General features: G+C 60.8%; 23 protein-coding genes, 1 riboswitch and 1 other annotated feature. Of the genes, 1 reads left to right on the top strand and 22 read right to left on the bottom strand.

Features of this window, described 5'->3' with window-relative positions:
- Positions 1–165: 165 nt before the first annotated feature.
- From EDC14_RS06655 to EDC14_RS06620, 8 genes are all read right to left on the bottom strand, one after another.
- A complete protein-coding gene (locus tag EDC14_RS06655) occupies positions 166–966 on the bottom strand; it encodes a MetQ/NlpA family ABC transporter substrate-binding protein (RefSeq protein WP_132013477.1) in 801 nt (266 codons plus the stop codon).
- Between the two features lie 125 nt (positions 967–1,091).
- On the bottom strand, positions 1,092–1,745 hold the full coding sequence (locus EDC14_RS06650) for a methionine ABC transporter permease (protein ID WP_424337400.1): 654 nt from the start codon (positions 1,743–1,745) through the stop codon (positions 1,092–1,094).
- A complete protein-coding gene (locus tag EDC14_RS06645) occupies positions 1,714–2,772 on the bottom strand; it encodes a methionine ABC transporter ATP-binding protein (RefSeq protein ID WP_207930719.1) in 1,059 nt (352 codons plus the stop codon). Before EDC14_RS06645 ends, EDC14_RS06650 begins: the two co-directional genes overlap by 32 nt.
- Before the next feature lie 131 nt (positions 2,773–2,903).
- Entirely contained in the window at positions 2,904–4,037 is a 1,134-nt protein-coding gene (locus EDC14_RS06640) for a trans-sulfuration enzyme family protein (RefSeq protein ID WP_132013474.1), read from the bottom strand.
- Between the two features lie 45 nt (positions 4,038–4,082).
- Positions 4,083–5,219, bottom strand: coding sequence for a trans-sulfuration enzyme family protein (locus tag EDC14_RS06635; protein ID WP_132013473.1), 1,137 nt, complete (start codon positions 5,217–5,219; stop codon positions 4,083–4,085).
- 70 nt (positions 5,220–5,289) lie between these two features.
- Positions 5,290–5,389: riboswitch (SAM riboswitch) on the bottom strand.
- Between the two features lie 93 nt (positions 5,390–5,482).
- Positions 5,483–6,535: a LacI family DNA-binding transcriptional regulator gene (locus EDC14_RS06630; protein ID WP_165907844.1), complete on the bottom strand. Its 1,053-nt coding sequence runs from the start codon at positions 6,533–6,535 to the stop codon at positions 5,483–5,485.
- Positions 6,536–6,694: 159 nt separating this feature from the next.
- A complete protein-coding gene (locus tag EDC14_RS06625) occupies positions 6,695–8,302 on the bottom strand; it encodes a fused MFS/spermidine synthase (protein ID WP_165907843.1) in 1,608 nt (535 codons plus the stop codon).
- Positions 8,303–9,073: 771 nt separating this feature from the next.
- Positions 9,074–9,709, bottom strand: coding sequence for an HAD family hydrolase (locus tag EDC14_RS06620; RefSeq protein ID WP_132013470.1), 636 nt, complete (start codon positions 9,707–9,709; stop codon positions 9,074–9,076).
- A 255-nt stretch (positions 9,710–9,964) separates the two neighbouring features.
- Between EDC14_RS06620 and EDC14_RS06615 the strand changes: the two genes are divergently transcribed.
- On the top strand, positions 9,965–10,975 hold the full coding sequence (locus tag EDC14_RS06615; RefSeq protein WP_243662834.1) for a chymotrypsin family serine protease: 1,011 nt from the start codon (positions 9,965–9,967) through the stop codon (positions 10,973–10,975).
- A gap of 120 nt (positions 10,976–11,095) precedes the next feature.
- Here the strand turns inward: EDC14_RS06615 and EDC14_RS06610 are convergent, their stop codons facing one another.
- From EDC14_RS06610 to EDC14_RS06545, 14 genes are all read right to left on the bottom strand, one after another.
- The gene (locus EDC14_RS06610) at positions 11,096–11,527 is read right to left on the bottom strand and encodes an ACT domain-containing protein (protein WP_132013468.1); all 432 of its coding nucleotides are present in this window, start codon (positions 11,525–11,527) and stop codon (positions 11,096–11,098) included.
- 167 nt (positions 11,528–11,694) lie between these two features.
- The gene (locus EDC14_RS06605; protein ID WP_243662838.1) at positions 11,695–13,011 is read right to left on the bottom strand and encodes a phenylacetate--CoA ligase family protein; all 1,317 of its coding nucleotides are present in this window, start codon (positions 13,009–13,011) and stop codon (positions 11,695–11,697) included.
- Between the two features lie 128 nt (positions 13,012–13,139).
- Positions 13,140–13,405 (bottom strand) — a binding site (T-box leader).
- Positions 13,406–13,525: 120 nt separating this feature from the next.
- Positions 13,526–13,951 carry a type VII toxin-antitoxin system HepT family RNase toxin gene (hepT, locus tag EDC14_RS06600; protein WP_132013467.1) on the bottom strand — a complete coding sequence of 142 codons (426 nt, stop codon included), beginning with the start codon at positions 13,949–13,951 and terminating at the stop codon, positions 13,526–13,528.
- Positions 13,941–14,354 carry a type VII toxin-antitoxin system MntA family adenylyltransferase antitoxin gene (gene mntA / locus EDC14_RS06595; protein ID WP_243662837.1) on the bottom strand — a complete coding sequence of 138 codons (414 nt, stop codon included), beginning with the start codon at positions 14,352–14,354 and terminating at the stop codon, positions 13,941–13,943. Before mntA ends, hepT begins: the two co-directional genes overlap by 11 nt.
- Positions 14,355–14,472: 118 nt before the next feature.
- The gene (locus EDC14_RS06590; protein WP_243662833.1) at positions 14,473–15,303 is read right to left on the bottom strand and encodes a tRNA 2-thiocytidine biosynthesis TtcA family protein; all 831 of its coding nucleotides are present in this window, start codon (positions 15,301–15,303) and stop codon (positions 14,473–14,475) included.
- 49 nt (positions 15,304–15,352) lie between these two features.
- The gene (locus EDC14_RS06585; protein ID WP_132013465.1) at positions 15,353–16,033 is read right to left on the bottom strand and encodes a potassium channel family protein; all 681 of its coding nucleotides are present in this window, start codon (positions 16,031–16,033) and stop codon (positions 15,353–15,355) included.
- A gap of 15 nt (positions 16,034–16,048) precedes the next feature.
- Positions 16,049–17,401 carry a TrkH family potassium uptake protein gene (locus EDC14_RS06580; RefSeq protein ID WP_132013464.1) on the bottom strand — a complete coding sequence of 451 codons (1,353 nt, stop codon included), beginning with the start codon at positions 17,399–17,401 and terminating at the stop codon, positions 16,049–16,051.
- A gap of 360 nt (positions 17,402–17,761) precedes the next feature.
- On the bottom strand, positions 17,762–18,796 hold the full coding sequence (gene mreB, locus EDC14_RS06575) for a rod shape-determining protein (RefSeq protein ID WP_132013463.1): 1,035 nt from the start codon (positions 18,794–18,796) through the stop codon (positions 17,762–17,764).
- Between the two features lie 165 nt (positions 18,797–18,961).
- On the bottom strand, positions 18,962–19,252 hold the full coding sequence (gene spoIIID, locus EDC14_RS06570) for a sporulation transcriptional regulator SpoIIID (RefSeq protein WP_132013462.1): 291 nt from the start codon (positions 19,250–19,252) through the stop codon (positions 18,962–18,964).
- 191 nt (positions 19,253–19,443) lie between these two features.
- Complete coding sequence (locus EDC14_RS06565; RefSeq protein WP_243662836.1) at positions 19,444–20,154, bottom strand: M23 family metallopeptidase; 711 nt, start codon at positions 20,152–20,154, stop codon at positions 19,444–19,446.
- A 60-nt stretch (positions 20,155–20,214) separates the two neighbouring features.
- Positions 20,215–21,156 (bottom strand): stage II sporulation protein D, encoded by a 942-nt coding sequence (gene spoIID / locus EDC14_RS06560; protein WP_165907842.1) that lies wholly within the window; start codon positions 21,154–21,156, stop codon positions 20,215–20,217.
- 318 nt (positions 21,157–21,474) lie between these two features.
- Positions 21,475–22,461 (bottom strand): CehA/McbA family metallohydrolase, encoded by a 987-nt coding sequence (locus EDC14_RS06555; RefSeq protein WP_132013459.1) that lies wholly within the window; start codon positions 22,459–22,461, stop codon positions 21,475–21,477.
- Positions 22,439–22,924, bottom strand: a complete 486-nt coding sequence (locus EDC14_RS06550) for a hypothetical protein (protein WP_132013458.1) — start codon at positions 22,922–22,924, stop codon at positions 22,439–22,441. The genes EDC14_RS06555 and EDC14_RS06550 overlap by 23 nt, the downstream gene beginning before the upstream one ends.
- A 3-nt stretch (positions 22,925–22,927) precedes the next feature.
- Positions 22,928–23,857, bottom strand: coding sequence for a hypothetical protein (locus EDC14_RS06545; protein ID WP_132013457.1), 930 nt, complete (start codon positions 23,855–23,857; stop codon positions 22,928–22,930).
- Positions 23,858–23,883: the final 26 nt, after the last annotated feature.

The raw sequence follows: 23,883 nt of genomic DNA, 5'->3' as shown, positions 1-23,883 counted from the left end.
ACCCCCCGCCGCCTTTTTGAATATCCCTCAGCAATATCCCCAAGCCAAGCTGGAGAAGAACCAGCGGGTCCAGTGATAACCCCATAGAAAAGCGCCCCGGATGATTGTCTCGGGGCGCTTCGGCGACGATATAGGTCGAATTCAACTCCGTCTCGGCGATGATGCCTAAAACGCCGGCACAATGCTGCCCTGATAGGTTTTGACGATGTAGTCCCTGACGATCTTGCTGTTTAAGGCCTTGGCCAGCTTTTGCAGGGCCGGATTATTTTTGTCCTTGGTCCGGACCGCCAGGATGTTGGCGTAGGGCGAATTTTTATCCTCGATGAACAGGGCGTCCTTGGTCGGGACCAGCTTGGCGGCGAGGGCGTAGTTGGTGTTGATGACCGCGATGTCCACATCCGCCAGCGACCGGGCCAGCTGCGCGGCCTCCAGCGGCTTGATCTGCAATTGCTTGGGATTCTTCGCGATATCCAGCTCGGTGGCTGCCAGGCCGGCGTCCTTGCGCAGCTGGATCAGTTTGGCCCGTTGCAGCAGCAACAAAGCGCGGCCGCCGTTGGTCGGATCGTTGGGTATGGCGACGATGGCTTTCTCCTTGAGCTGGCGGAGGGACTTGAGCTTGCTGGAATAGACCCCGAGCGGCTCGACGTGGACCTTGGCGATGGAGGTCAGGTCGAGATTGCGGTCCTTGCAGAACTGGTTCAGGTACGGGACGTGCTGAAAAAAGTTGGCGTCCAGCTCCCCTTCGGCCAGGGCGATATTGGGCTGGACATAGTCCTGGAACTCGATGACCTGCAGGGTGATCCCGTCTTTGGCCAGGAGCGGCTTGATCTGCTCCAGGATCTGGGTATGTGGCGTCGGCGAGGCGCCCACCTTTAACACGGTCGCCGCGCTCACCAGCGCCAGGCTTCCGGAGAGAACGACTGCGGCCAGGGCCGCCAAAATGAGGCTCACTAATTTTTTGGACATGTAAATTCCTCCTTAGTAATTCTTAAGTTCAAAGTCGAAGGGTTAAGGTCCGAAGTCATTCACAGACCATCCCGACCTTTGACATGCGACTTTCGACCGCTGCGGGTCGGATTCGACGCTGCGGCCTAGCGCCGTTTCAAGCGGCGCGCCCCCCAGTCGCCGAGGGACTGGACCCCCTGGACCAGGATGACGAGGACGATGACCGTGGCCAGCATCACCTCGGGCTGAAAGCGCTGATAACCGAAACGGATCGCCAGATCGCCCAGGCCGCCGCCGCCGACCGCTCCGGCCATGGCCGAGTAGCCCACCAGGCTGACGGCGGTGATCGTCAGCCCCAGGAGCAGCCCGGACTTGGCCTCGGCCAGCAGCACCTTGCCGATGATCTGGCCGGTGGTGGCGCCCATGGCTTGGGCGGCCTCGATCACGCCCCGGTCCACTTCCAGCAGGGCCGACTCCACCAGCCGGGCCAGGAAAGGAATGGCGCTCACCGTCAACGGGACGATCGCCCCGTTAGTGCCGATGGAGGTGCCGACCAGCAGCCGGGTGAAGGGAATGATCGCCACCAGCAGGATGATGAAGGGCAGCGAGCGGCCGATATTGATCAACGCGGCCAGCGTGCCGTGGATCGCCCGGTTGGGCCGGATATGGCCCGGGCCGGTGATGACCAGCAGTACGCCGAGGGGGATGCCGAAGACGGCCGACAGGGCCAGGGAAACGCCCACCATGTAGAGGGTCTCTCCCAAAGCATTAACGAGCAGGTTCCAAAGCTGCGGGTTCAACATCCGCGATCACCTCAATTCTTAATCCCTGGTCTGCGAGGTACTGCAGCGATTTTTCGATGCTGTCCTCAGCCCCGGTCAACTCGACGATCAAGGAACCGAAGGGCGTGTCCTTGATGAAGTCCAGGTTGGCGTACAAAATATTGACATTCAGGTCAAAGCGGCGGATCAGCGCGGCGATGATCGGCTGGCGGGCCACCTCGCCCAGGAAGGAGATGCGGACCCGCCGGCCGGCTCCCGCCGCCATGCGGCCCGGTTCCGCCAGCCGCAGCCCGGCCGGCACCTCGCCATGCAGCGCGCTCTCGATGAAACGATGGGCCGTGGCGGTGCGTGGCTGGGCGAAGACCTCCACCACCGGGCCGTGTTCGACCACCCGGCCGTCCTCCATCATCGCCACCGAATCGCAGATCGCCTTGATCACCTCGATCTGGTGGGTGATCAGCACGATGGTCAGCCCGAAACGCCGGTTGACATCCCGCAGCAGTTCCAGAATGGACTGGGTGGTCTGAGGATCCAGCGCCGAGGTGGCTTCGTCGCAAAGCAGGATCTCGGGCTGGTTGGCCAGGGCCCGGGCGATGCCCACCCGCTGCTTCTGGCCGCCGCTGAGCTGGGCCGGGTAGGCGTCCAGTTTGTCGGCGAGTCCGACCAGCTGGGCCAGCTCCCGGACCCGCCGCTCGATCGCGGCCGGCGCCACTTTGGCGATCTCCAGCGGAAAGGCGATATTCCCCCGGACCGTGCGCGAAGCCAGCAGATTGAAGTGTTGAAAGATCATCCCGATCTTGCGGCGGGCCTGGCGCAAGGCCGGGCCGCTCAGGCCGGTGATGTCCGAACCGTCCACCAGCACCCGTCCGGACTGCGGCACCTCCAGCCGGTTGATGCTCCGGAGCAGCGTGCTCTTGCCCGCGCCGCTCAGCCCGATGATGCCGAAGATCTCGCCCCGGGCGACGGTCAGGTTGACGTCGCGCAGGGCCACTACTTCGGCGCCCTTTTGCCGGTAGACCTTGGTAACTTGCTGAAACTCGATAATCTCTTGAGTCATTGCCATTCCTCCAGAGCGGTTTCCCGCCGTACTGCCGATATTCCAAAGTCACGGACCAGCCACGCAAGGCAGCGCCAAACCGCGGCAGCAACCCCGTTTCCTTGCTAAAACGAAACCGGTTACCGAATCCCGGCCTCCAGGTCGGCGACCAGATCCTCCGGATCTTCCAGGCCGACCGACAGGCGGATCAGGTCGGCGGTGATCCCCAGGCGTTCCCGCTCCGAAGCGGGGAGCGACGCATGGGACATCTTGACCGGATAGGAGAGGATCGACTCGACGCCGCCGAGACTGACCGCGACCGACCACAGCTTGACCTGCTTCATGATGGCCAAGGCCCGCGCGGCGGCATCGGTCTTGAAGGAGAGCACCGCGCCGTGGCCCGAGGCTTGGCCCCGGTGGATCGCCTGGCCGGGGTGGTCGGGCAGGCCGGGATAATAGACTGCGGTCACCCAGTTCTGCCGCCTCAGCCATTCGGCGATGAACAGCGCCGCTTGCTGCTGCAACTCCATCCGGGCGCGCAGGGTCTTGATCCCCCGCAATAGCAGCCAGGAGTCCTGCGGCCCCAGGATGGCCCCGAAACCGTTCTGGACGAAATAGATCCGCTTGGCCAGCTCCGGTGAGCGGGTAATGGCCGCGCCGCCGATGACGTCGCTATGGCCGCCCAGAAACTTGGTGGCGCTGTGGACGACGATGTCGACCCCCAGATCGAGCGGCCGCTGGAAATAAGGGGACATGAAAGTGTTGTCGAGCAGGGTCAGCAGCCCGTGGGCCTTGGCGATGGCCACCGCCCCGCGGATGTCGGTGATCTTCAGCAGCGGGTTGGAGGGCGTCTCCAAAAAGAGCGCCTTGGTGTTGGGACGGATGGCCGCCTCGATGTTCTCCAGCCGGGTCATGTCGACGAAGCTGGTCTCCAGCCCGAATTTATTGAAGAACCGGTTCAGGACGCGGTAGGAGCCGCCGTAGATATCCTCGGTGGCCACAATATGGTCGCCCTGCTCCAGAATGGAAAGGGCCGAGGCGGTGGCGGCCATCCCCGAGGCGAAGGCATAGGCGTGGGTCCCGTTCTCCAGTGCCGCCAGGGTGTTCTCCAGCGCCTCCCGGGTCGGATTCCCGGAGCGGGAATAGTCGTAAGCGCCGGGATGCTCCACATCGGGCTGGTGGAAGGTGGAGGCTTGATAGATCGGGATGCTCAGGGCGCCGGTGCGCGGGTCCAGTTCATTCCCGTTATGCAGGATTCGGGTGGCATATTTCATCACGATTCACTCCTCGAAATATTCCGGGGGACAGCCGGCCCGGCGTCATTGCATGGCCTGTTCCAGATCGGCGATGAGGTCTTCCAGGGCTTCGATCCCCACCGACAGCCGCAGCAGGTCGTCGGTCACTCCGATCCGCTCCCGGACTTCCGCCGGAATGTCGGCGTGAGTCTGCCGGACCGGGTAAGTGATCAGGCTCTCGACCCCGCCCAGGCTCTCGGCGAAGGTGATCACCCGGACCCGGTTGATGAGCCGTTCCACCTGGGCCGGATCCTTCACGGTGAAGGAGAGCATCGCTCCGAAGCCCGAGGCCTGGCGGGCCAGGATCGCGTGGCCGGGATGGTCCGGCAAGCCCGGGTAGAGCACCCGCCCCACGGCCGGGTGCGCCGCGAGCCAGCGGGCGATTCCGGCGGCGTTGGCCTGCTGCCGTTCCAGCCGGAGGGCCAGCGTCTTAAGGCCGCGCAGCATCAGCCAGCTGTCCTGCGGCCCCAGGACCGCGCCGGTGGAATTCTGAACGAAGCGGATCCGCTCGCTCCACTCCGGGGTCCGGGCGACCACGATCCCCGAGAGCAGATCGTTGTGGCCGCTCAAAAACTTGGTGCCGCTATGGACCGCCAAATCGGCCCCCAGCTCCAACGGGCGTTGGAGGTAGGGAGTCATAAAGGTATTGTCGACGATCACCGCCAGCCCCAACCCGTGGCCCAGGGCGATGACCCGCTCCAGGTCGGTCACTTTCATCAGCGGATTGGTGGGCGTCTCGATCAGCAGCGCCTTGGTCCGGCCGGGCTGCACCGCCCGTTCGAGCGCCTCCAAGGCGGTGGCATCGGCGTAACTGGCGGCGATCCCGAACGGCTTGAAGTTCCGCTCCAGCAGCCGGTAGGTTCCGCCGTAAAGGTCGTCCGAGACCACGATATGGTCGCCGGCGGAGAAGGCCATCAGCACCGCGGTGAGCGCCGCCATCCCCGAGGCGAAGGCGAAGCCGCGGTCGCCCCGTTCCAGTTCGGCCAGGACCTGTTCCAGCGCCTGGCGGGTCGGGTTGACCGAGCGGGAATAATCATACCCCGTGCTCACGCCCAACGCCGGATGGCGAAAGGTGGCGGTCTGGTAGATCGGGGTGCTCACCGCCCCCGTCGGCGCGTCGGTACAGAGGCCCGCATGGGCCAGAACGGTTTCGATCTTCATCGGACTTCCTCCTCGTCAAACCAAAAAGCCTCTCTCCGGTGGAAAGAGGCCTGCATGAACGCGCTGTCCTCTCTCATCTGCCAGGTTACCCTGCCGGAATTGGCACCCTGCTCGCGCACAAGGTTGCCGAAGGTTCATTGGGCCGGTCCCTCCCCTTCTCTCGATAAGAGTCTGTTTCGGTCGAATATGAAATTGGAATACCCACTAAAATTATGGAATTTATCAGTAATTTCTGATTATTCTACCATAATCCGGCCGCTTCGTCAAGAGGTGGTTTCCGGCGCGACCCGCCCGGCTTCCGTTTTCAAGCCCGGCCGGCCGCAGGAGGCCCGGATCACTAATTCGGTCGGGAGGACGATCCCCTTCTCCTCGGGAATCTCCCCGTGCATCAGCCGGAACAATTGAACGGCGGCCGCCTCGCCCAGCGCCGCGATGGGCTGGCGGACCGCGCTGATAGCCGGCGCGAAATAATTGTAGAGCGGGTGATCGTCAAAAGTCGCCACGCCCAGGTCCTCCGGCAAGCGCAGCCCTTCTTCCCGGGCCGCCTGTAACACCCCGGTGACCAAGTCGCCGGCAGCGGCAAAAATCGCCGTGACCCCTATCCCCGAGCGGATGATCTCCCGGCTGATCTCGCCGGCCCGCAAGGTCCAGTACGGGCAGTGGTAAACCAGCCCCGGGTCGAGCCCGGCGGCCGCCATGGCCTGTCGAAAACCGCCCACCCGCGCGATGACGCTGGGGTAATGCTCCGGCCCCGCCAGCATGGCGATGCGGCGGTGGCCCAAGCCGATCAAATGCTCGGTCATGCGCCGCGCCCCGCCGGCGTTGTCCACATCCACATAGTAATGGGAGATGCTAACGCTCTTGCCCACCATCACGAAGGGGAAATCCTTCAGCAGGAGCTCGGCCAGTTGCTTGTCGCCGAACTGCTCCGCGCCGATGATCAGCCCGTCGATGCGCCGGCCCTTCAGGATCGACTGATAGGCTGAAGCCACGTCCTCCTCGGACCGGGCGGTGGAGAGCAGCACATTATAGTTTTGAGCGGCCGCCCGTTCGGTGATCGCCGTCAACAGGCCCGGCCAATAGGCGGTGGCCATGGAATAACCGCCGGTATGCGGGATGATCACCCCGATATTGCCCGAGCGTTTGGCCGCCAGGCCGTGGGCCGAGGCATTGGGCTGGTAGTCCAGCTCTTTGATGAGTTTTAAGATCCGTTTGCGGGTCTCTTCCCCCACGCCGGGACCGCCGTTGATCACCCGCGAAACGGTGCCGGTGGAGACCCGGGCCATCTCCGCCAGGTCTTTAATGGTTATGGTCATCGCCAGTCCACCTCGAATGGGCAGCGCGCCTTGGGCGTTATGCCCCGGCGCGCTGCCCATCAGCTTGCTAAAACGTTATACTTCCCCATTATACCGGAGCGCCGGGGGCGGAGCAACAACTTCCATCGTTTTCCCGCCGGTCGTCCATGAGGCCGCGGTTTACAGCAACGGATTCTGCAAGGTATCCACCGGCGCGTAATCGTCGGTGAGCAGCGACAACCCTTCGTACCAGCCATTCTTGCGCAAACGGGGCTCATCCACCAGCGTCTGGGCATAGGACGGCACATCCTCGCGGATCCGGCCCGCGCGGAACAGCGCCTCTGCCCGGTCCCGCCAGGTCCGGGGGGACCAGCGGCGCGGGTTGCGGGTAGCGATCAGGATCATATTCCGCTCATAGCTGTCACTCTCATCCCAGATCCCCACCGGGAAGAGGTAAACCTGGGGAAAGACCGCCGCATAGGTATGGCCCATCGCCCGGAGCAGGCCGCTGCGCGAGCCCTTGATGGCGCCGATGACATTGGAGACGACCGCGCCGTCCCGGTCCAGCACCCGGCGGACCGAGCGGAAGAATTGGTACGTCGCCAGGTGGTAGGGAATGGTGCTCTCCGAATAGGCGTCGATGACCACCAGGTCGTAGGGACGGATTTTACCGGCCGCGATGGCCCCGGCCCGCTGGTCCACGAAGAGCCGGCCGTCCTGAGTATAGACCCGGAGCTTGGCGGTACGGGGCAGCGCGAAATAATCGCGGGCCACCCGGACCACCTCGGGGTCGATCTCCACCACGTCCACCTGTTTCAGGCTGGGGTAGTCGTGGAGGAACTTCTTGGGCGCCGATCCGCCGCCCAGCCCGATGAAGAGCATCCGCTCCGGCTCGGGGACGGCGACCACGCCCAGATGGAGGTAGGAAGTATAGCCGAAGACCATCTCCAGCGGCTGGTCCAGATCCATGGCGCTCTGGTAGGAGTTGTCGAAGTGGAGGTTGCGCCTGGTGCCCACCTGGGCCACGATCACGTGATGGTACAACGAATCGCGTTCGTAGCGGATCTCTTCCGGGGTGTAAAAGGAGGTCCGCTGCGGGGTGGAACGCCAGAAAAAGCCCAACAGCGCCAGGGCCAGCAGGACCAGGAAGATTCGCCAGCGGCGCAAGGCTCCGGCCCGGGAGCCGGCCGCTTCGGGAGCGCCGGCAGTCCGGCGCCGCTCCAGCTCGACGGCGACCAGGATCAAGAGGGCCAGGCCCAACAGTAGCGCGCCCAGGCTATGAACGATATTCCGGACGCCGATGGCCGGAATCAGGAAAAACGAGGTCAACAAGGTGCCGATGATGCTGCCGGCGCTGGAGATGGCCGAAAGATGGCCGGCGGTATTGCCGATGGTCGTCAGGTTGCTGGTGGCGAGCTTGATTGCGAACGGCGAGATGGTCGCCAGCAGCAGGCTGGGCAGGAAGAAGAAAGCCAGGGCCGCCAGGAGGGAACCGGTGCGCGGTCCGAAGCCGCTGCAGAGGATATTCACCGGAGTGCTCCAGAAAGGCAGAAACCCGACATAGACTCCGGCCAGCCCCAGGATCAAGCCGAGCATGCCGAGATCGGGCCGGCGGTCGGCCAGCCGGCCGCCGCCGTAGTATCCGAGGGTCAAGGCGGCCATCACCACCACGATCAGCGAGCCCCAGATATAGATGGAGCTGCCGAACGACGGCGCCAGGATCCGGCTGCCGACCATCTCCAAGGACATCAGGATCGCGCCGCTCAAAAAGACTGTCAGATAGAGCATGGATTCCTCCTTCGCGTTACGGATTGCCGGCTTCTCAAAACGTTTTTGCCAACGGCCGGAAGCCGTTCGGCTACTAAGATTCGCCGGCGTCGGGAGAATTCCTTCCGAAAACGGTGGCGCGGTTACCGGTATCATGGGCCTCAAGACCCGGCTCACACTCTGAGCCGCCAAAGCGCCATCTGGCGGATCAAAACTTCCCCCGCTCTGCTCCGATGGCCCATATGAGCGGTTCAACAATGCAAGGGCATGGCCGAACCGTGCTTTTTTTCAAGGGCCTAAAAGCGTTGTGATAAACCCTGTCCGAAGGCCAGGGTGAACACAAAAGCTCAGAGAAGCAAGTGATAAAGTCGATTTTTAATCCTTTGAAAGAGTGATTTCCGAATTTGAGGACTTTATCACATGGCTTCTAAACATTCCCGGCAACGGAACAAGCATCCCCCGTGACTGCGTCAACTTACCCGGCAACCGGGCAGCCTCGCCCGGCGACTGCGCGAGCTCGCACAATTACTGTGCAAGGTTCCCCGGAAACGGTGCAGGCTTACGCGGTTACCGCGCGGGGTTCCACAGCAACTGCGCCAGTTTGCTCAGTTCCCGCGCTGGGATTCCCAGGAATTAAGCGAGCATCTCCGGTCACAAAACCTTTTACTCTAGCGACTCCGCCACCCGCGTCTGTTGCGGACCCGGTTCATTCCGCCGGGTAAGCTGCCTAAAAAAAGCCCTTTCCCGGTTTGGGGAAAAGGCTTTTTTATCGAGGTTCCGAAATTCATTCTCTCAGGATACCCGCAGTTTCTGCGAATGCGCCTCCGGGCCTTCCGCCCCGCTCGGAATCAAGAAGGGCCGGACATCGGTGGCGATCATCCCGGCCCGCCGCGCCGCCTCCAATCCCAGCTCGCCGTCTTCGAAGACCTGGCAATACTCGGGCGCCACGCCCAGGCGATCGGCGCAGCGCAAGAAGGTTTCGGGATCCGGTTTGGGCTGGGCCACATCGTCGCAGCTGACCAACGCCGCGAAGTATTTCTGCAAACCCAGGGCTCCGATGTTCTGCAGGGCGATCTTCCGGCATTCTCCGGTGCCGAGGCCCATCGGCAGCTGACCGTGAAACTTGTGCACCAACGCGACCACCGGCTCCAGCGGCTGAACCTCCCGGATGTGCCGTAAATACGCCGCATCTTTGGCGGCAGTAACCTGCTCCGGATCCAGGCGCAGTCCGCAGTCGCGGTTGATCAGGGCGACAATCGCCCGGCTGGGCATCCCGGCATTCTGATAAAAAAGCTCCTTCGGATAGTCGAAGCCGTATTTTCGCCCCGTTTCCGACCAGGCCTTCCAATGCGCCGGCATGGTATCGCCCAACGTGCCGTCAATATCGAAGATCAGTGCTTTTACCCTTAAATTGACATATAGTCCCATCAGTTCCGCTTCATCTCCATGGCCATTTGAAAATTTTTACTTTTCTGCAATCAATATCAACACTTCGCCTTTTCTCACCCGAACCCTTTGTCCGCCCGGAATGTTAACCATATTGATACACTGTCCGGCAGGGCCCGAACTCCCGTTCCGCCGCGGCTTTACACCACATAGGCTAAGGCAGAGAGGGCTTCGGCCAGGCCCCAGTCCGGCCCGCCCTGCAACTGTATTCAACGTATGGAAAGGAGACGTTTCGCCTTGGGTGTCAACCGAAAATCTCTGACGGAAGCAGCCAAATCCGAGGCAATGAAGTCTTTTGAAGCCTCAAGCGATGATTTTCTGGACCCCAAGCACCGGCCCGCCAACGTCGTAGGAATGGGGATCGGCGTCAAATGGAAGAAAGGGCGCCCCACCGGCGAGCCGGCGATGGTGGTCATGGTCAGCAAGAAAGTCCCCCGCGAGCAGTTGGCGGCGGTGGATCTGATCCCGTCGAAGCTGGGCGGGATGCAGACCGATCTGCTGGAGGTGGGGGTGATGAAGGCCGAGCAGGATGACGCCATTCTTCAACAATTAACCCTGCGGGCCAGACCGGTCAGCGGCGGTTATAGCGTGGGACACATCAATACCAGCGCCGGCACCATCGCCACCTGCGTCTACGACCTGCAGCAGCAGGGGCTCGGCATTCCCCCCCGCTATTATATTCTCAGCAACAACCACGTGCTGGCCGATAGCAATGCCGGAAACATCGGCGATCCCATCCTCCAACCGGGCCCGGCCGACGGCGGGGAATACCCCACCGACCAGATCGCCGTCCTCAGCCGGTTTGTTCCGATTCAATTCGACCCGCCGGTCCCGCTGGACCAGCAGAACAACCTGGTGGATGCGGCCGTCGCCGAAGGGCCCTTCGACAGCTTAAACCGTTCCATCTACTGGATTGGGCGGATCCGCGGCTGGCGCCGGACCGACGACATCAATCTCGGCACCCTGGTGCAAAAGACCGGCCGCTCCTCCAGTTATTCGCTGGGCCAGATCCAGCTGATCCACGCCACCGTCGATATTGGTTACCCCGGCGACCGGGTGGCCCGTTTCAGGGACCAGATCATCAGCAGCCGTTTTACCGAACCGGGCGATTCCGGATCGCTCATCACCACTCTGGACAACGTGGCCATCGGTTTGCATTTCGCCGGCTCGGAAACGATCTCCATCGCCAACCCCATTGAAAACGTCCGCAACTTGCTGGGCATCGAAATCGCCGAGCAGGTCCTGTGAGCCGGACCCCATGGCCTGGCGCCGAGCTCGCCCGGATTACGAAAAAAGAGAGGTTGCCTTTGAAGCAGCCTCTCTTTTGAATTGTCACGCAACCCGCGCCGCTGGCGCTGACGGTGCGGCTCACACGTTATATACTTCCTTGCCGCATAACAGTTTGACGTCTTTCTGTTGCAACAGTTCGATCGCCCGGTCGATATTCTCGACCCGGAAGACCACCACCGCGTCATTGCCGGACCGTCCCACAAACGCGTACATATACTCGATATTGATTCCGCAATCGTCCAGGACCTGCAGGATCTCGGCCAGGCCGCCGGGATGGTCGGGAACCTGGACGGCGATGATCTCCGTCGCGCTGACAGTGTATCCTTGCTCCTTCAAGACCCCCCAGGCTTTCTCGGGGTCGCTGACGATCAACCGGAGGATCCCAAAGTCCGTCGTATCCGCGATCGACAAGGCCCGAATGTTGATATGATGATCGCCCAAAGTTTTGGTGACCCGGGCGAGGCGTCCCGACTGATTTTCGAGAAAGATCGAAATCTGCTTGACTTTCATGCTCATTCTCCTTTCCGCTACTAAGGTCCCTCGTATGAGAGATATTCGCGGCCGACGCCGGAATTCCTTTAGCCTTTGGCGTTTCGGCCCCGGAATATTTGCGCGCCCTTCCCGCCCTCTTACATATGCCGCGGGTCCGCCGGTTATGCGTCGCCGGAGCGTGGGGACTAGCGGTTCCCGTCCGAGTAGACGTCGCGCCAGTCGATCACCCGTTTCGCCTTCCCTTCGCTGCGGGCGATGGTCTTGGGCTCGACCAGTTTCACCCGGGCCGAGATCCCGAGCGTGCTTTGAATCTCCCGCCGGATCCTGCCCTCGATCTGCTCCAGCTTGCGCACTTCGTCGGAGAAGAGCCGTTCCGAGATTTCCACCCAGATCTCCAGATCATCCAGATTGCCCTCGCGGTCGACGATCAGCTGGTAATGGGGTTCGGTCTCGCCGATCTCCAGCAATACGCTTTCGATCTGGGACGGGAAGACATTGACGCCCCGGATGATCAGCATATCGTCGGTCCGTCCCATCACCCGGTGCATCCGCAGATGGGTCCGGCCGCAGGCGCAGGTGCCGTTGGAGAGAATGCTGATATCCCGGGTCCGGTAGCGGATGAGCGGCAAGGCTTCCTTGGTGATGCAGGTGAAGACCAGCTCGCCTTTTTCGCCATAGGGCAGGACCTCGCCCGTGGCCGGGTCAATCACTTCGACCATGAAATGATCCTCCCAGACGTGCAGCCCGTCCTGGACCATGCACTCGCTGGCCACACCCGGGCCCATCACTTCGCTCAGGCCGTAGATGTCGATGGCCTTGATGCCCCATTTCTCCTCGATCTCTCTGCGCATGGCGTTGGACCAGGGCTCGGCCCCGAAGAACCCCACTCGTACCGGCAATTGGTGCAGGTCGATTCCTTCCTCGGCGGCGGTCTCCGCCATGAAGAGGCTGTAAGACGGGGTACAGGCCACGGCGGTGGTGCCGAAGTCGGCCATGATCTGCAACTGGCGTTTGGTATTGCCGCCGGAGATGGGGATGACCGCGGCGCCGATCTTTTCCGCGCCGTAATGCGCCCCCAGCCCGCCGGTGAAGAGTCCGTAGCCGTAAGCCACCTGGACGGTGTCCTTGTTGGTCACCCCGCCGCAGGCCATGGTCCGGGCCATCACTTCCGCCCAGGTATTGACGTCGCTCTTGGTATAGCCGACCACGGTCATCTTGCCGGTCGTGCCCGACGAAGCGTGCACCCGTACGATCTCATCCTTGGGGACGGCGAACAGGCCGAAGGGATAATTGTCCCGCAGGTCCTGCTTGTTGGTGAATGGCAGCCGGGCCAGATCCGCGACGCTCCGGATCTCAGCCGGCCCTATCCCAGCCTCGTCGAGCTTCTGACGGTAAAAAGGCACATGCTGATAAACACGCTCAACGGTGCGGCGCAACCGCTCCACCTGAAGTTTCTCCAATTCATGACGGGGCATGGTCTCAATCTCTGGATTCCACAAAATATTCTCCTCCTCTTTCCACTAATCACGTATTCGCAACCGAACTGGCGACCACTGGTTTTGATGTCAAAGAAGGCAACCACCCCCAAAAATGAATCACGTACCAAAACCAATAAAAAAGCCTTTCGTCTCGCTGAGACGAAAGGCTACTTTCGCGGTACCACTCAAATTGATCCCGGAACGGGATCCGCTCTCCGGCCGCAACCTACTTCGCCATGGTTAGGGCCGCCCCCGGTTAACGGCGGGAGTCTCCGGCCTCGCCTACCACCGCCGGGTCCGACGGGTTCAGCGGGCAACTCCGAGGCGAACTTCGGGCCGTTTCGGTAAGCCCCTTCCCACCAGCCGGGGCTCGCTGCATTACGCTCCACGCCGTACTCTTCCTCTTCAACGTTGTTATGGCTTTATATTGTCATCATCATATGACGGACATATAAAATTGTTTTTATTATATCACCCGGTGGAGTCCCGGTCAATCCTCGGACAGCGGGAATGAATCCGATCGTTTCAATTCCTCAGCCTACCAGCACCCCAGATATTTAGCGACCGTTTCAAGATACTGCTGATAATACCGCAACACCTTGCCGATCGATTGATACACAAGGGTGTCGTCAATGGTTTGATATTCGTGGACCAGGATGTTGCGCAACCCGGTCGACGGAGCGATCTGTAAGGCAAACTCCATGGCCAGGACGCCCGCCTCCGCCAGTTCCAAAAATGTATTGAAATAGTCCTTGGCCGGCCCTTTCCCTAATTTTTTCAGGATCATATTATTCACGTCGGTGGCACACTCGACAATCAGTTGAATCTCCCGTTCAACGGCCCGTTTTAACAAGGTTTGCTGAAGATAGGTTTCAAGTGAAACGCCGGCGGTCAACTGTTTGAGCTCTTGATAATAACCGGCCAGCCGTTCCAGCTTGCTGCAGATGGCCATATTATCCTTCATTCCCCAGCACCTCTCGAATATGTTGGCCGATCCGCCGCATCTCTTCGGCTAATATCGGTCGTAGTTCGTAATAACGTTTAATATAAAAAAGCGCGTACCGCTCGAATAAACCCGGCTCTTGCTCATACAGGACGCGGCCGTCCCTGGCTACCTCATTGCGGAGTACCGGATCGGCGGTTTTGAGATCCACTAGATCGATCTCGCTTTTACGGTGAACCAAAATGAGTTCTTCCAAGAGTTGATAGCATTGTTCCGGACTCAAGTCCGCCTCCGCCAAAAAAGCCAGATCGATATCACTTTCCCGATGATAATATTCCGTGCCATAGCTTCCGAAATACACCAGGAACCGCAGCCCGTACCGCGCAGCAACGTCGCTAATGGATGGGGGCAGAAACGAAACCATCGACAATCGACCATCCTTTGAATGATTGAATTTAATTATACCACATCTGCTTAGGCGATGGATCCGTTTGCTTCCTGTTTCTTCCACAATTAATAAGGCGACCGGGGACTTTCTTGCGCTATTCCTTCCGGGTATTATCGAGTGGCGTCAGCGAGGATTGCCGGCCCAGCAGAATCCGGCGCTGCTTTTCTTCCTGACTCAATTCCGCCGGCCAAAGCTCACCGGGCCTTCCCTCGCGCATCGCGGCGGCCAGGTTGTTGAAGATCCGCTTATCGGTGCGGGATAATTTACGAATCAAGTCTTTCGTCTCCGCCCGCTTGGTCCGTCCATCCTGCGGACAGGGGCTGGGAATCGGCGTAAAACCGGTCATCCCGACCAGCTTGCGGATCTCCGCCTCCCGGAAATAGACCAGCGGCCGGATGACCGCGATCCCCGAACGTTCCAAATCGGTCCGGGGCAGAAAGGTCTTGATCTGGCCCGAATAAATGATACTCATCAGGAAAGTCTCCACTGCGTCATCGTGATGGTGGGCCAGAGCCACCGCGTTATAGCCGTGCTCCCCGGCGAAACGGTTCATCGCGCCGCGGCGCAGGAAGGAACAGGTGGCGCAGGGCCCTTCGGGATTCTCCGGCCCAAAGGCGTACCTGGCGATCTCCGTCTTCATGAGATGAAACGCAACTTCCAGCCGGTTACAATACTCGGCCAGCGGCGCCGGATCGGACGGTGTGGCAAAACCCAGATCGATATGGAGCGCCCCCAGGGAAAAGGGGATCAGCCGCTGCCGTTGCAAGACCGCCAGGGCATAGAGCATCAGCGCGCTGTCCTTGCCGCCGGAGAGGCCGACCAGCACCTTGTCGCCGGGGCGGATCAGATCGAATTCCAACACCGCCCGGAGCAATTTCCGGGTGGCGGTCCGGGGCAGACTCAGCCGTTGCGTCGCCATCGCCATTCCTCGCTTTCCTCCAAAAGTAAAAACCGGCCATCCGGCCGGCGCTGTCTCACTTAATCTGTTTCTTGAGCTGATCCTGGTGCCGCTCGAAGTTGTCCAGGGCTTCTTTTTCGCCGGCCAGCACGAGCATGTCGCCCATCTGGATAATATCGTCCGGTCCGGGCGAGGAGATCAATTCGCCCCCGGCCCGCTTGATCAACAGCACATTCAGGTTGTACTTGAAGCGCAGGTTCAGCGTACGCAAGCTTTTGCCGAACATATCCTTGTAGGCCATAAACTCACTGATCCGGAAACCTTGCGCCAGCTCAATATAATCGACCATGTTCGGCGCCACTAGATTATGGGCCACTCGCTTGCCCATGTCCCGCTCGGGGTAGACGACCCGGTCCGCTCCGATCTTCTCCAGCACCCGGCCCTGCATCTTATTCAAAGCCTTGACCAGTACGTATTTGACGCCCAACTCTTTCAGGAGCAGGGTGGTCATGATGTTGGCCTGAACATTTTCGCCGATGGCCACGATCACGACGTCGAAGTTGGCGATGCCGATATTTTTCAGGACATTGGCGTCGGTGGTGTCCGCCACCAGCGAATGGGTGACCTCGTCGGCGATATACTTCACCCGCTCTTCGGAGGTGTCGATCGCCAGTACCTCCTGGCCCAGACGAAACAACGTCCGCGCCACGCTGGTTCCAAACCGCCCCAACCCGATGACAGCATACTGCTTAATCATTCTGAATGCTCCTTTTTATCCAATAATGACCCGTTCTTCGATAAAACGGCCGCCGGGCCGGTTGGGATGATCCCCCTGGGACAGGGCGATCACGACCGTCAGCGGGCCGAGCCGGCCGATAAACATCGTGATAATGATGAGAATCCGGGAGATGTCGGTCAGGTCCGGGGTGATCCCGGTCGTCAGGCCGACCGTGCCAAACGCCGACATCACTTCGAATAGTATCTTAATAAATAAATGCGGTTCCACCAGCGACATCAGCAACGTAACGAACGCGACCCAAGCCATGGAGATTGTAACCACCGTCATCGCCTTATACACCAGATCCTTGCAGATGCGCCGCTCAAAAAGCTCGGCGTCCCCTTTGCCTTTGATGGTGGCGACGACCGTCGAAAGCAGAATTCCGAAGGTGGTGGTCTTGACGCCACCCCCGGTGGAACTGGGCGAGGCCCCGATGAACATCAGGACGATCATGATAAACCAGGTTCCGGCCCGAAGTTGGGTGGTATCCAAGGAATTATAGCCGGCCGTGCGCGGAGTGATCGATTGAAACATGGCGCTGAGGAACTTGCCGGCCGGCCCGAGCGCGCCGATGGTTTTGGGATTGTTCCATTCGATCAAAAAGATCAACAGCGCCCCTCCGCCGATTAGGATCGCCGTGATGAACAGCACCAACTTGGCATGCAAGGAAAGCCGCTTGGACCGGGGGAACTTCAACAACTCGACGATGACCGGAAATCCCAATCCCCCAAAGACGATCAACGCGCCGATGGTCAGGGTGACCACCCAATCATCCACATAATGCGTAATGCTGGTAAAAGGACCGTAAACCTGTCCGAACAGATCGAATCCGGCGTTACAAAAAGCCGAAACCGAGTGGAAGAATCCGAACGCGATGGCCCGGGCCGGCGAAAAATCGGCCATAAACCGCAGACTGAGGACGAGGCCGCCGATTCCTTCAAAAGCCAGCGTCACCAGCACCAGGTTCCGGATCAACCGGACCAGGCCGGATAAGTTGGACTGGTTCATCTGCTCCTGGATCAGAATCCGTTCTTTGAGGCCGATCTTCTTTCCCAGGGCCATGGCCAGCAAAGTGGAGAAGGTCATGATTCCCAGCCCGCCGATCTGGATCAAGGCAATGACCACGAATTGGCCGAATGCCGTGAAATGGCTGCCCGTATCGACGACCACCAGCCCCGTAACGCAAACCGCCGAGGTGGCGGTGAATAAAGCGTCCAAAAAACGTAAGGACTGCCCGCTCTTGGATGCAGCAGGCAGCGTTAGCAAGAAAGCGCCGAGTAAAATGACCACCGCAAAACCGCCGACCAGTATCCGCGCGGGGGTTAACCCGGCAAAATCCTTTTTCAAAGTTGGTTTTCCTCCCAACCCCCATAATAAAACGATTATAATCGAACCGTTCCAAAGTGTCAATTTGGCGAAATTAAGGATTTATTTACGAAAACAACTGTATAAGCTCGTTTTTTTGAAATTCTCCGGCATTATCATGGCCAGATGCGCAGTGATGCGCACAAGCTATTCATAGCATCAATTCGACTCCGAGCTGCTCGGCTCCGGGTGATCCGTGAACTCCCCGGTTCACGATCCATAGCTTACCCCATCCACGCGGTCGCGAACCGCTCACCTTCCGGCAGCCCGGAATACCGCTACAAATAAAAAATCCGGCATGATGACCGGATCCGGTTGCGACGATGAATCAACTTTGCGGGGCTACATCGAACGGCTCCCCACAATCAGATTGTTCTTGATCGCCTCGAAACTCTCGTTTTCTAAAATCTTGCCGGTTCCCAGCGCCACGCAGGAAAGCGGATCTTCGGCCAGATGGATCGGGATGCCGGTCTCTTCGGCCAACAAGCGCGTGAAGCCATGCAGCAGGGAGCCGCCCCCGGTCATGACAATTCCCTTATCCACAATATCCGAGGCCAGTTCGGGCGGGGTCCGCTCCAGCACCGACTTGATGCCGTCGACAATGGCGGTGATCGGCTCCGACAGGGCCTGGAACGAATCGGTGGACGTAAACTTGATCGTTCGCGGCAGCCCGGTCACCAGATCGCGGCCTCTGATCTCCATGGCTTTGCCTTCCCCTTCCGGGTAAGCCGAGCCGATCTCGATCTTGATCTCCTCGGCGGTGCGTTCGCCGATCATCATGTTATACATCTTTTTGATGTAACGGATGATCGCTTCGTCAAACTTGTCCCCGCCGATTCGGAGCGATTCGCTGACCACGATGCCGCCCAGGGAGATGATGGCGATATCGGTGGTGCCCCCACCGATATCCACCACCATATTGCCGCTGGCTTCGGTGATATTCAATCCGGCTCCGATCGCCGCGGCCATCGGTTCCTCGATCAGGATCGTTTTCTTGGCCCCGGCCTGGACCGCCGCTTCCAACACAGCCCGTTTCTCAACGCTGGTCACTCCGGAGGGCACGCAGACGACGACTTGCGGGCGGAACAACCGTGGCTTGGGAGAGACGCGTTCAATGAAGTATTTCAGCATCGTCTCGGTGACGTCATAATCGGCGATCACCCCGTCCTTCAACGGACGGATGGCGACAATATTGCCGGGGGTCCGGCCGATCATCTGCCGCGCCTCTTCCCCCACCGCCAAGATCTTATTGGAATCCTTCTGTAAGGCAACCACTGAGGGTTCACGGATGACGATCCCGCGTTTCTTGACATAGACCAGCACGCTTGCGGTGCCTAGATCGATTCCGATATCCGTGACAAAATTTCGCCAGTTCAATCCGCTGCCCTCCCAGTATATGTCGCAATCATTGCCAGCAGCGACATATAACCCAGAAATTCATTTCCCATAAGCTTTTTTGCATCGGAACGCTCATCCAATTCTACTTCGGAGAATCGAATATCGATGGACAAAATTCCCAAAAATGTTTATAAAAATTTTTTTCTACGTTTTTTTGGAATATCCTCCTTTTTTCATCGGGGATTCGGGTTGTTTTTGGTATTTCTTGCGTGTCGCTTCGCCGCCCCGGATATGCCGTTCTGCCTTGTTCACTTCCAGGACGCGTTTGACTTCCCGGGCCAGGCCCCGGTTGATTCCGGGCAATCTTTCGGTGACGTCTTTATGAACCGTGCTTTTACTGACGCCGAAGAATTTGGCGGTCTGTCTGACGGTGGCTCTTTTGTCGGCGATATAGTTGCTCAGATCCAGCACGCGTTTTTCAATGTAATCCTTCACGACCCCCCCACCCTCCATATTTTTTACTACATGTATATGGCTTGGGCAGGGGGATTATGAAGACATTCCGGTGTTTCCGACCCCAAAATAGGCTGCATTTGGAAAAGGGCTTCCACCGTCCGCGCTGCTATAGAGCAGGTTTCCGGCGCAGGCCGAGGGGCTCCGCGCTACATTGTTTCAGAAGCCGGACCTCACAGCCCGCCGATGATCTTGGCGGGGTCCACCGGTTGCTTCTCATGATAGAGCCCGAAATGGAAAGAAGGTTGTTCGCTGTAACACCCCGACCTTCCGCTGGTTCCGAGCACCACGCCCTTGATGACTTTCTCCCCTTCATGCACCAGGGCGCTGCCGAGGCCGGAATAGACGCTCTCCCAATCATTGCCGTGGCTGAGCGTCACCGAATAAGTTCCGCCGGCGGTCTTGGTCACCGCGGCCACCGTTCCTTCGGCCGCAGCCATCACGCTGGTCCCCTCCGGAACCGCCAGGTCGACGCCGGAGTGCAGCCGCCAGGCATGATCGGCGGAGACCCAGTCAAAGCCCTGAATTACTTGTCCGAGTGCCGGCCGGCTGAAGTTCTCAGGCTGGAAACGCGCTCCCGTCTGGGGCCGCTGCTGCAGCTTGAGTTCTTTCTTCAGCCGCTCGACTTCTTTTTGGAGCGTATCAACGGACGACCGATCCGCCGACTGGGCCATATTCGCCCGCCAGGTTTGGATCTTCCGCAGGCCTTGGACCGGACCCCAGAGATAAAAGCCGGCCGCGAAAGCGCAGAGATAAATGATCCAGAAACGCGGCGCCAGAAACGGCCGGGCGCTCCGCAAAAGGGCCCGCCCTTTCCGGCGGATCTGCATCAGCCATTTTTGGACGGAGACCAAAAGATTCAGCCAACCCCGGCGGAAGTTCATCCTTCTCAACACGATCACCTCAAGGACTATTCTTTCCAGCCGGAGGAAAATTATCCAATTTTAATACTGAATCTTCACCAACTGGACCCCCTGGTAGTAATGGAGCAGTATCTGCCGGTAGGTCCGGCCTTGTTTGGCCATGCCGTTGGCCCCGTACTGGCAAAGGCCCACCCCGTGGCCGTTGCCGACGGTCTGAAAGACGATCCCCGCCGGACCGGCCTGCCAGCCGAGCCGGGTGGAGGTCAAGCCCAGGCGGGCCCGAAAATCCTTGCCGCCAAAACGGTAGGGCCCGGCGGTTACCGCCAGGACCCGGCCCAACGCCGAGCGGCTGGCCACTTTCAGCTGCCTGGCGCTACCCACGGGAATCCCGAGGGCCGCGGCCAGCCCGTTCCAGGTAAAGGAGGCCTGATTCAGGTAGCGCGGCGAATCCCGGTCATAGCCGCAGCTCACGCTCTGCAGATAGGGAATGTCGTTCCCCCAGACCTCGGCCGCGGCCGCCGTCCCCACGCCGCAGGTGGAATGGAACACCGCGTCGATGGGCCGGCCCTGATAGACCAGGATGATCCCGGCGGTCTCCCGCACCGCCTGTTGAATCTTGCGGTAATAGGCGTTAAATTCGGCGTCGCCCCAGCGCTGGCGCATGGCTGCCACGCCCGTCCAGGCCTGGGCCTCGCCCGGGTCGTCGCTGAAATCGGCGGCCGGATTGTCCGGGCAGCCCTTTCCGCCGAAGCGCCGCATCCGCCTGACCGCTATGGTCCGGGAGCAGACCGCTTGTGCTTTCAGCGCCTCCAGCTCGAAGCGGGCCGGCATCTCCGCCGCCAGGACCCCGATGATGTATTCCTCCAGGTCCATGCGGTAGAGCCGCCCCTCGCCGTGGGCCAGCAGGGTCACGGGAATACTCGGCCCGGCCGGGGGAAAAACGTTCTTTTTGAGGAGCGCAATCGGGGTCAAAACGAGCAACAGAAAAAACATCATCACGATCAAGCCATGGTTCGGGCGCAAAATTGATCCCTCCGCTCTAATCTCCAGCATATGCGGGGAGCGGGGAAAAGATGCCTTTGGCCCGGGGAGCGGGTCGTTCCGGAGCGTCCGAAGCAGGCGCCAGGGTCGAGCGAACTTCTGCCGGGGCCGGGAGAGGATCCGCTTGTCCTGCGCGCACTCCTTCCGGAGCGGCGGGCGGATCCTCCGGCGCCGCGCGAACTCCCGCCGCGACGCAAAGAAGCTCCGCCCTCGGCCCGGGAAGAAGCGCCGCGGGGAAACGAAGGGGAGGAAAGAGCGACGGAGCCGCTTGCCGCCAAGCGGGAGGAAGGCGGCGACCACTTATATTTGAAAATAGATCGGATTCGAAAAAGCGATCAGCTGCGCCACTCCCTGAATCCGCCCGAACAGCTCGGCGCGCATCCAGCGCAGGCCATTCACGTCGATGCTCCGTCTTGCGGCGCCGTCCAAACCCAGCGGGACTTGGCAGACTTCGCCCCGGTTGCTGCTGATCACCGCCCGGAAGTCAGTCCGGTCGATTTCGACCCAGGCCATCTGGGCGGTGGAACGCAGCGCCACCTCAAGCTCCAGGATGGAAGGCCGGTCCGCCGCCGGAACGACCGACCCGGCTCCCCAGCTTTGGGCCGCGGAACGGAGCTCCACCGTCACCAGCGGTCCCATCGAGACCGTGACCGCTCCGGAGCGGAGGGCCCGGATCGCCGCAGCGGGTCCCGGATCGTCTCCCCCGTCAACCGCCAGATAGGTCCGGGCCAGGGCCTCCGCAGGCGCCAGGCGGTGCAGGTCACTTCCGGCCACCGCCGTGATGCGGCAGCCGGCATCCAGCAGCCGGGTCCACCATTGGAAGGCCCGCTGATTGCCGGTCCGGGCCGCCGGCAGGCTCTGCGACCAGACCTCCAGGTAATCGGCGGACCCGTGGCCGGCGCGGTACTCCCAGTAGCCGCCGGTGCAAATGGGATTGCCGAGCCGGAACGGGTGGGCGATGCCGAATAGCCCGCCCTGGTCGTGGACAGCCCGGATGCCGCGCTCCAGATCGAAAGTTCCAAGCGCTCTCCAATCCACATACTGGGGAATATTCAACAGCAGGGCATGCCCGTGGAAGGTGGTCCACTCCAGGCCGGGAAGGATCCGCACCCCGGTCGCCGCGGTCACCGCCTCCCATTCGGCCCAGGCGGCAATGGTATTATGGTCGGTCACCGCGAGGCCGTCGTAACCCCTTTGCCGGGCGAACCCGGCCAATTCGGCGAGGGTGTGAGCGCCGTCGCTATGGAGCGTGTGGGCATGCAGCTCAAAGGAGAGCCACCGGTTCATCGTCGGCTCCTCCTTCCCACGCCAGCAGCTGATAATGGCAGCTCGCCGTAAGCAGCGCGTGGACGCTGAGGGTGATCCGGAGCCGCCCGGCCGGGATGGGGCCGGCGCTGAAACCCGGCGCCGCCCGGTCCGCCGACAGCTCCAGGCGCTGCCGCGGCGAATGCCGGTGGGCGCAGCCGCGAAACCCCGCCGCGTCATCCAGCGACAGGGTGAGCAGGTTCTGGAGCGGCAGGTACCGCCGCCAGTCGGCCAGGAGCGGCGGCTGTTCCTCCTCCGGCAGATAGCGGCGGAGCGCCGCTTCGATCATCCGGCGGGCCGCGGCCGGATCCTCTAGTGTCTTGGGGTCATAGCGGAAGTCGATCCCCAGCCGTTCCAGCGGATGCTCCAGGTACAGCTCATAGATGATATGGCTCTGATTGCAACTGGGCGCCAGGATTCCCTCGGCCCGCAACAGTTGGTGCATGGTTCATTCCTCCATCCGGGGCCGCCCGCCGGCGTTTCCGAAGGGCCAATCGAATTTCGGGGCAAAATTGTAGGTCAGGAAATGTTGCTGGAGGACCGGATTCGACCACCGCGAAGCGGCATAGAACCGTTTCCGCCGCAGCCATTCCTCGGTATGGAGCGGCCGGCTGAAATCGAGGTAGGCTTGGAAGCTCCCCGCGAAACAGGGCGGCCAACGCTTTTTCACCGGATGGTCGGGCCTTCTCCCGCCCCGGGAGAGATGGGCGAAGCTGGCCTTCAGGCAGTCCATCAGCGGCTGGCCGGCGGGGGGCAACTGCAGCTCCTCCCAGCCCTTGACCAGCGAGCCGTGAATGCCCCACTCGATCCGGATGCCGGCCCGGCCCCCATTCCGGTTGGCTTCCGCCACCGCCTCCGCCGCGCCAAGGATCCGGCTGTGATAAAACGACCACACGCCCTCCACCGCCCCCGTCTGCTCGTGGTAGGCGATCCAGACCTGTTCATGATCGCAAGGATCGTAGTCGTCGGGGAAATTGTAATCGTCTTCCCAGAACAAATGATAGGCGATGAGCGGTCGCAGCGGGTGCTTGATGGCGACCACGTCCACCAGCTGAAAAAACTCATCGGGCGTGGTGTACAGAACCGGCGCATAGCGGAGCACGGCCGCGGTTTCGGCCTCCGTCAAGCCGGTGGGCGGCTCCAGGGCCAGGGCCCGCTGATAATAGGCTCCGGCCTGCCACAGCTCCTTCCGGTAATGGTGCGCTTCGCCCAGCCGGACCAGAGGCTCCGGATCGCCGGGGCGCGTCCGGCTGAGCAATTCATGCAGGGCGATGCTGAAATGGGAAACATCGAAATCGCTCAGCTCATCCCATTCCGCCGCCGGCGCCAGCTTGCCCGCCAGCTCCGGATACTCGTGCATCAGCCATTCCTTCAGCATCGCTTGAGCCTCCTATCGAAGTTGTC

This window comes from Hydrogenispora ethanolica, from assembly GCF_004340685.1.
Lineage (GTDB): Bacteria > Bacillota > UBA4882 > UBA8346 > UBA8346 > Hydrogenispora > Hydrogenispora ethanolica.
This window is presented reverse-complemented; position numbering and strand designations above follow the sequence as displayed.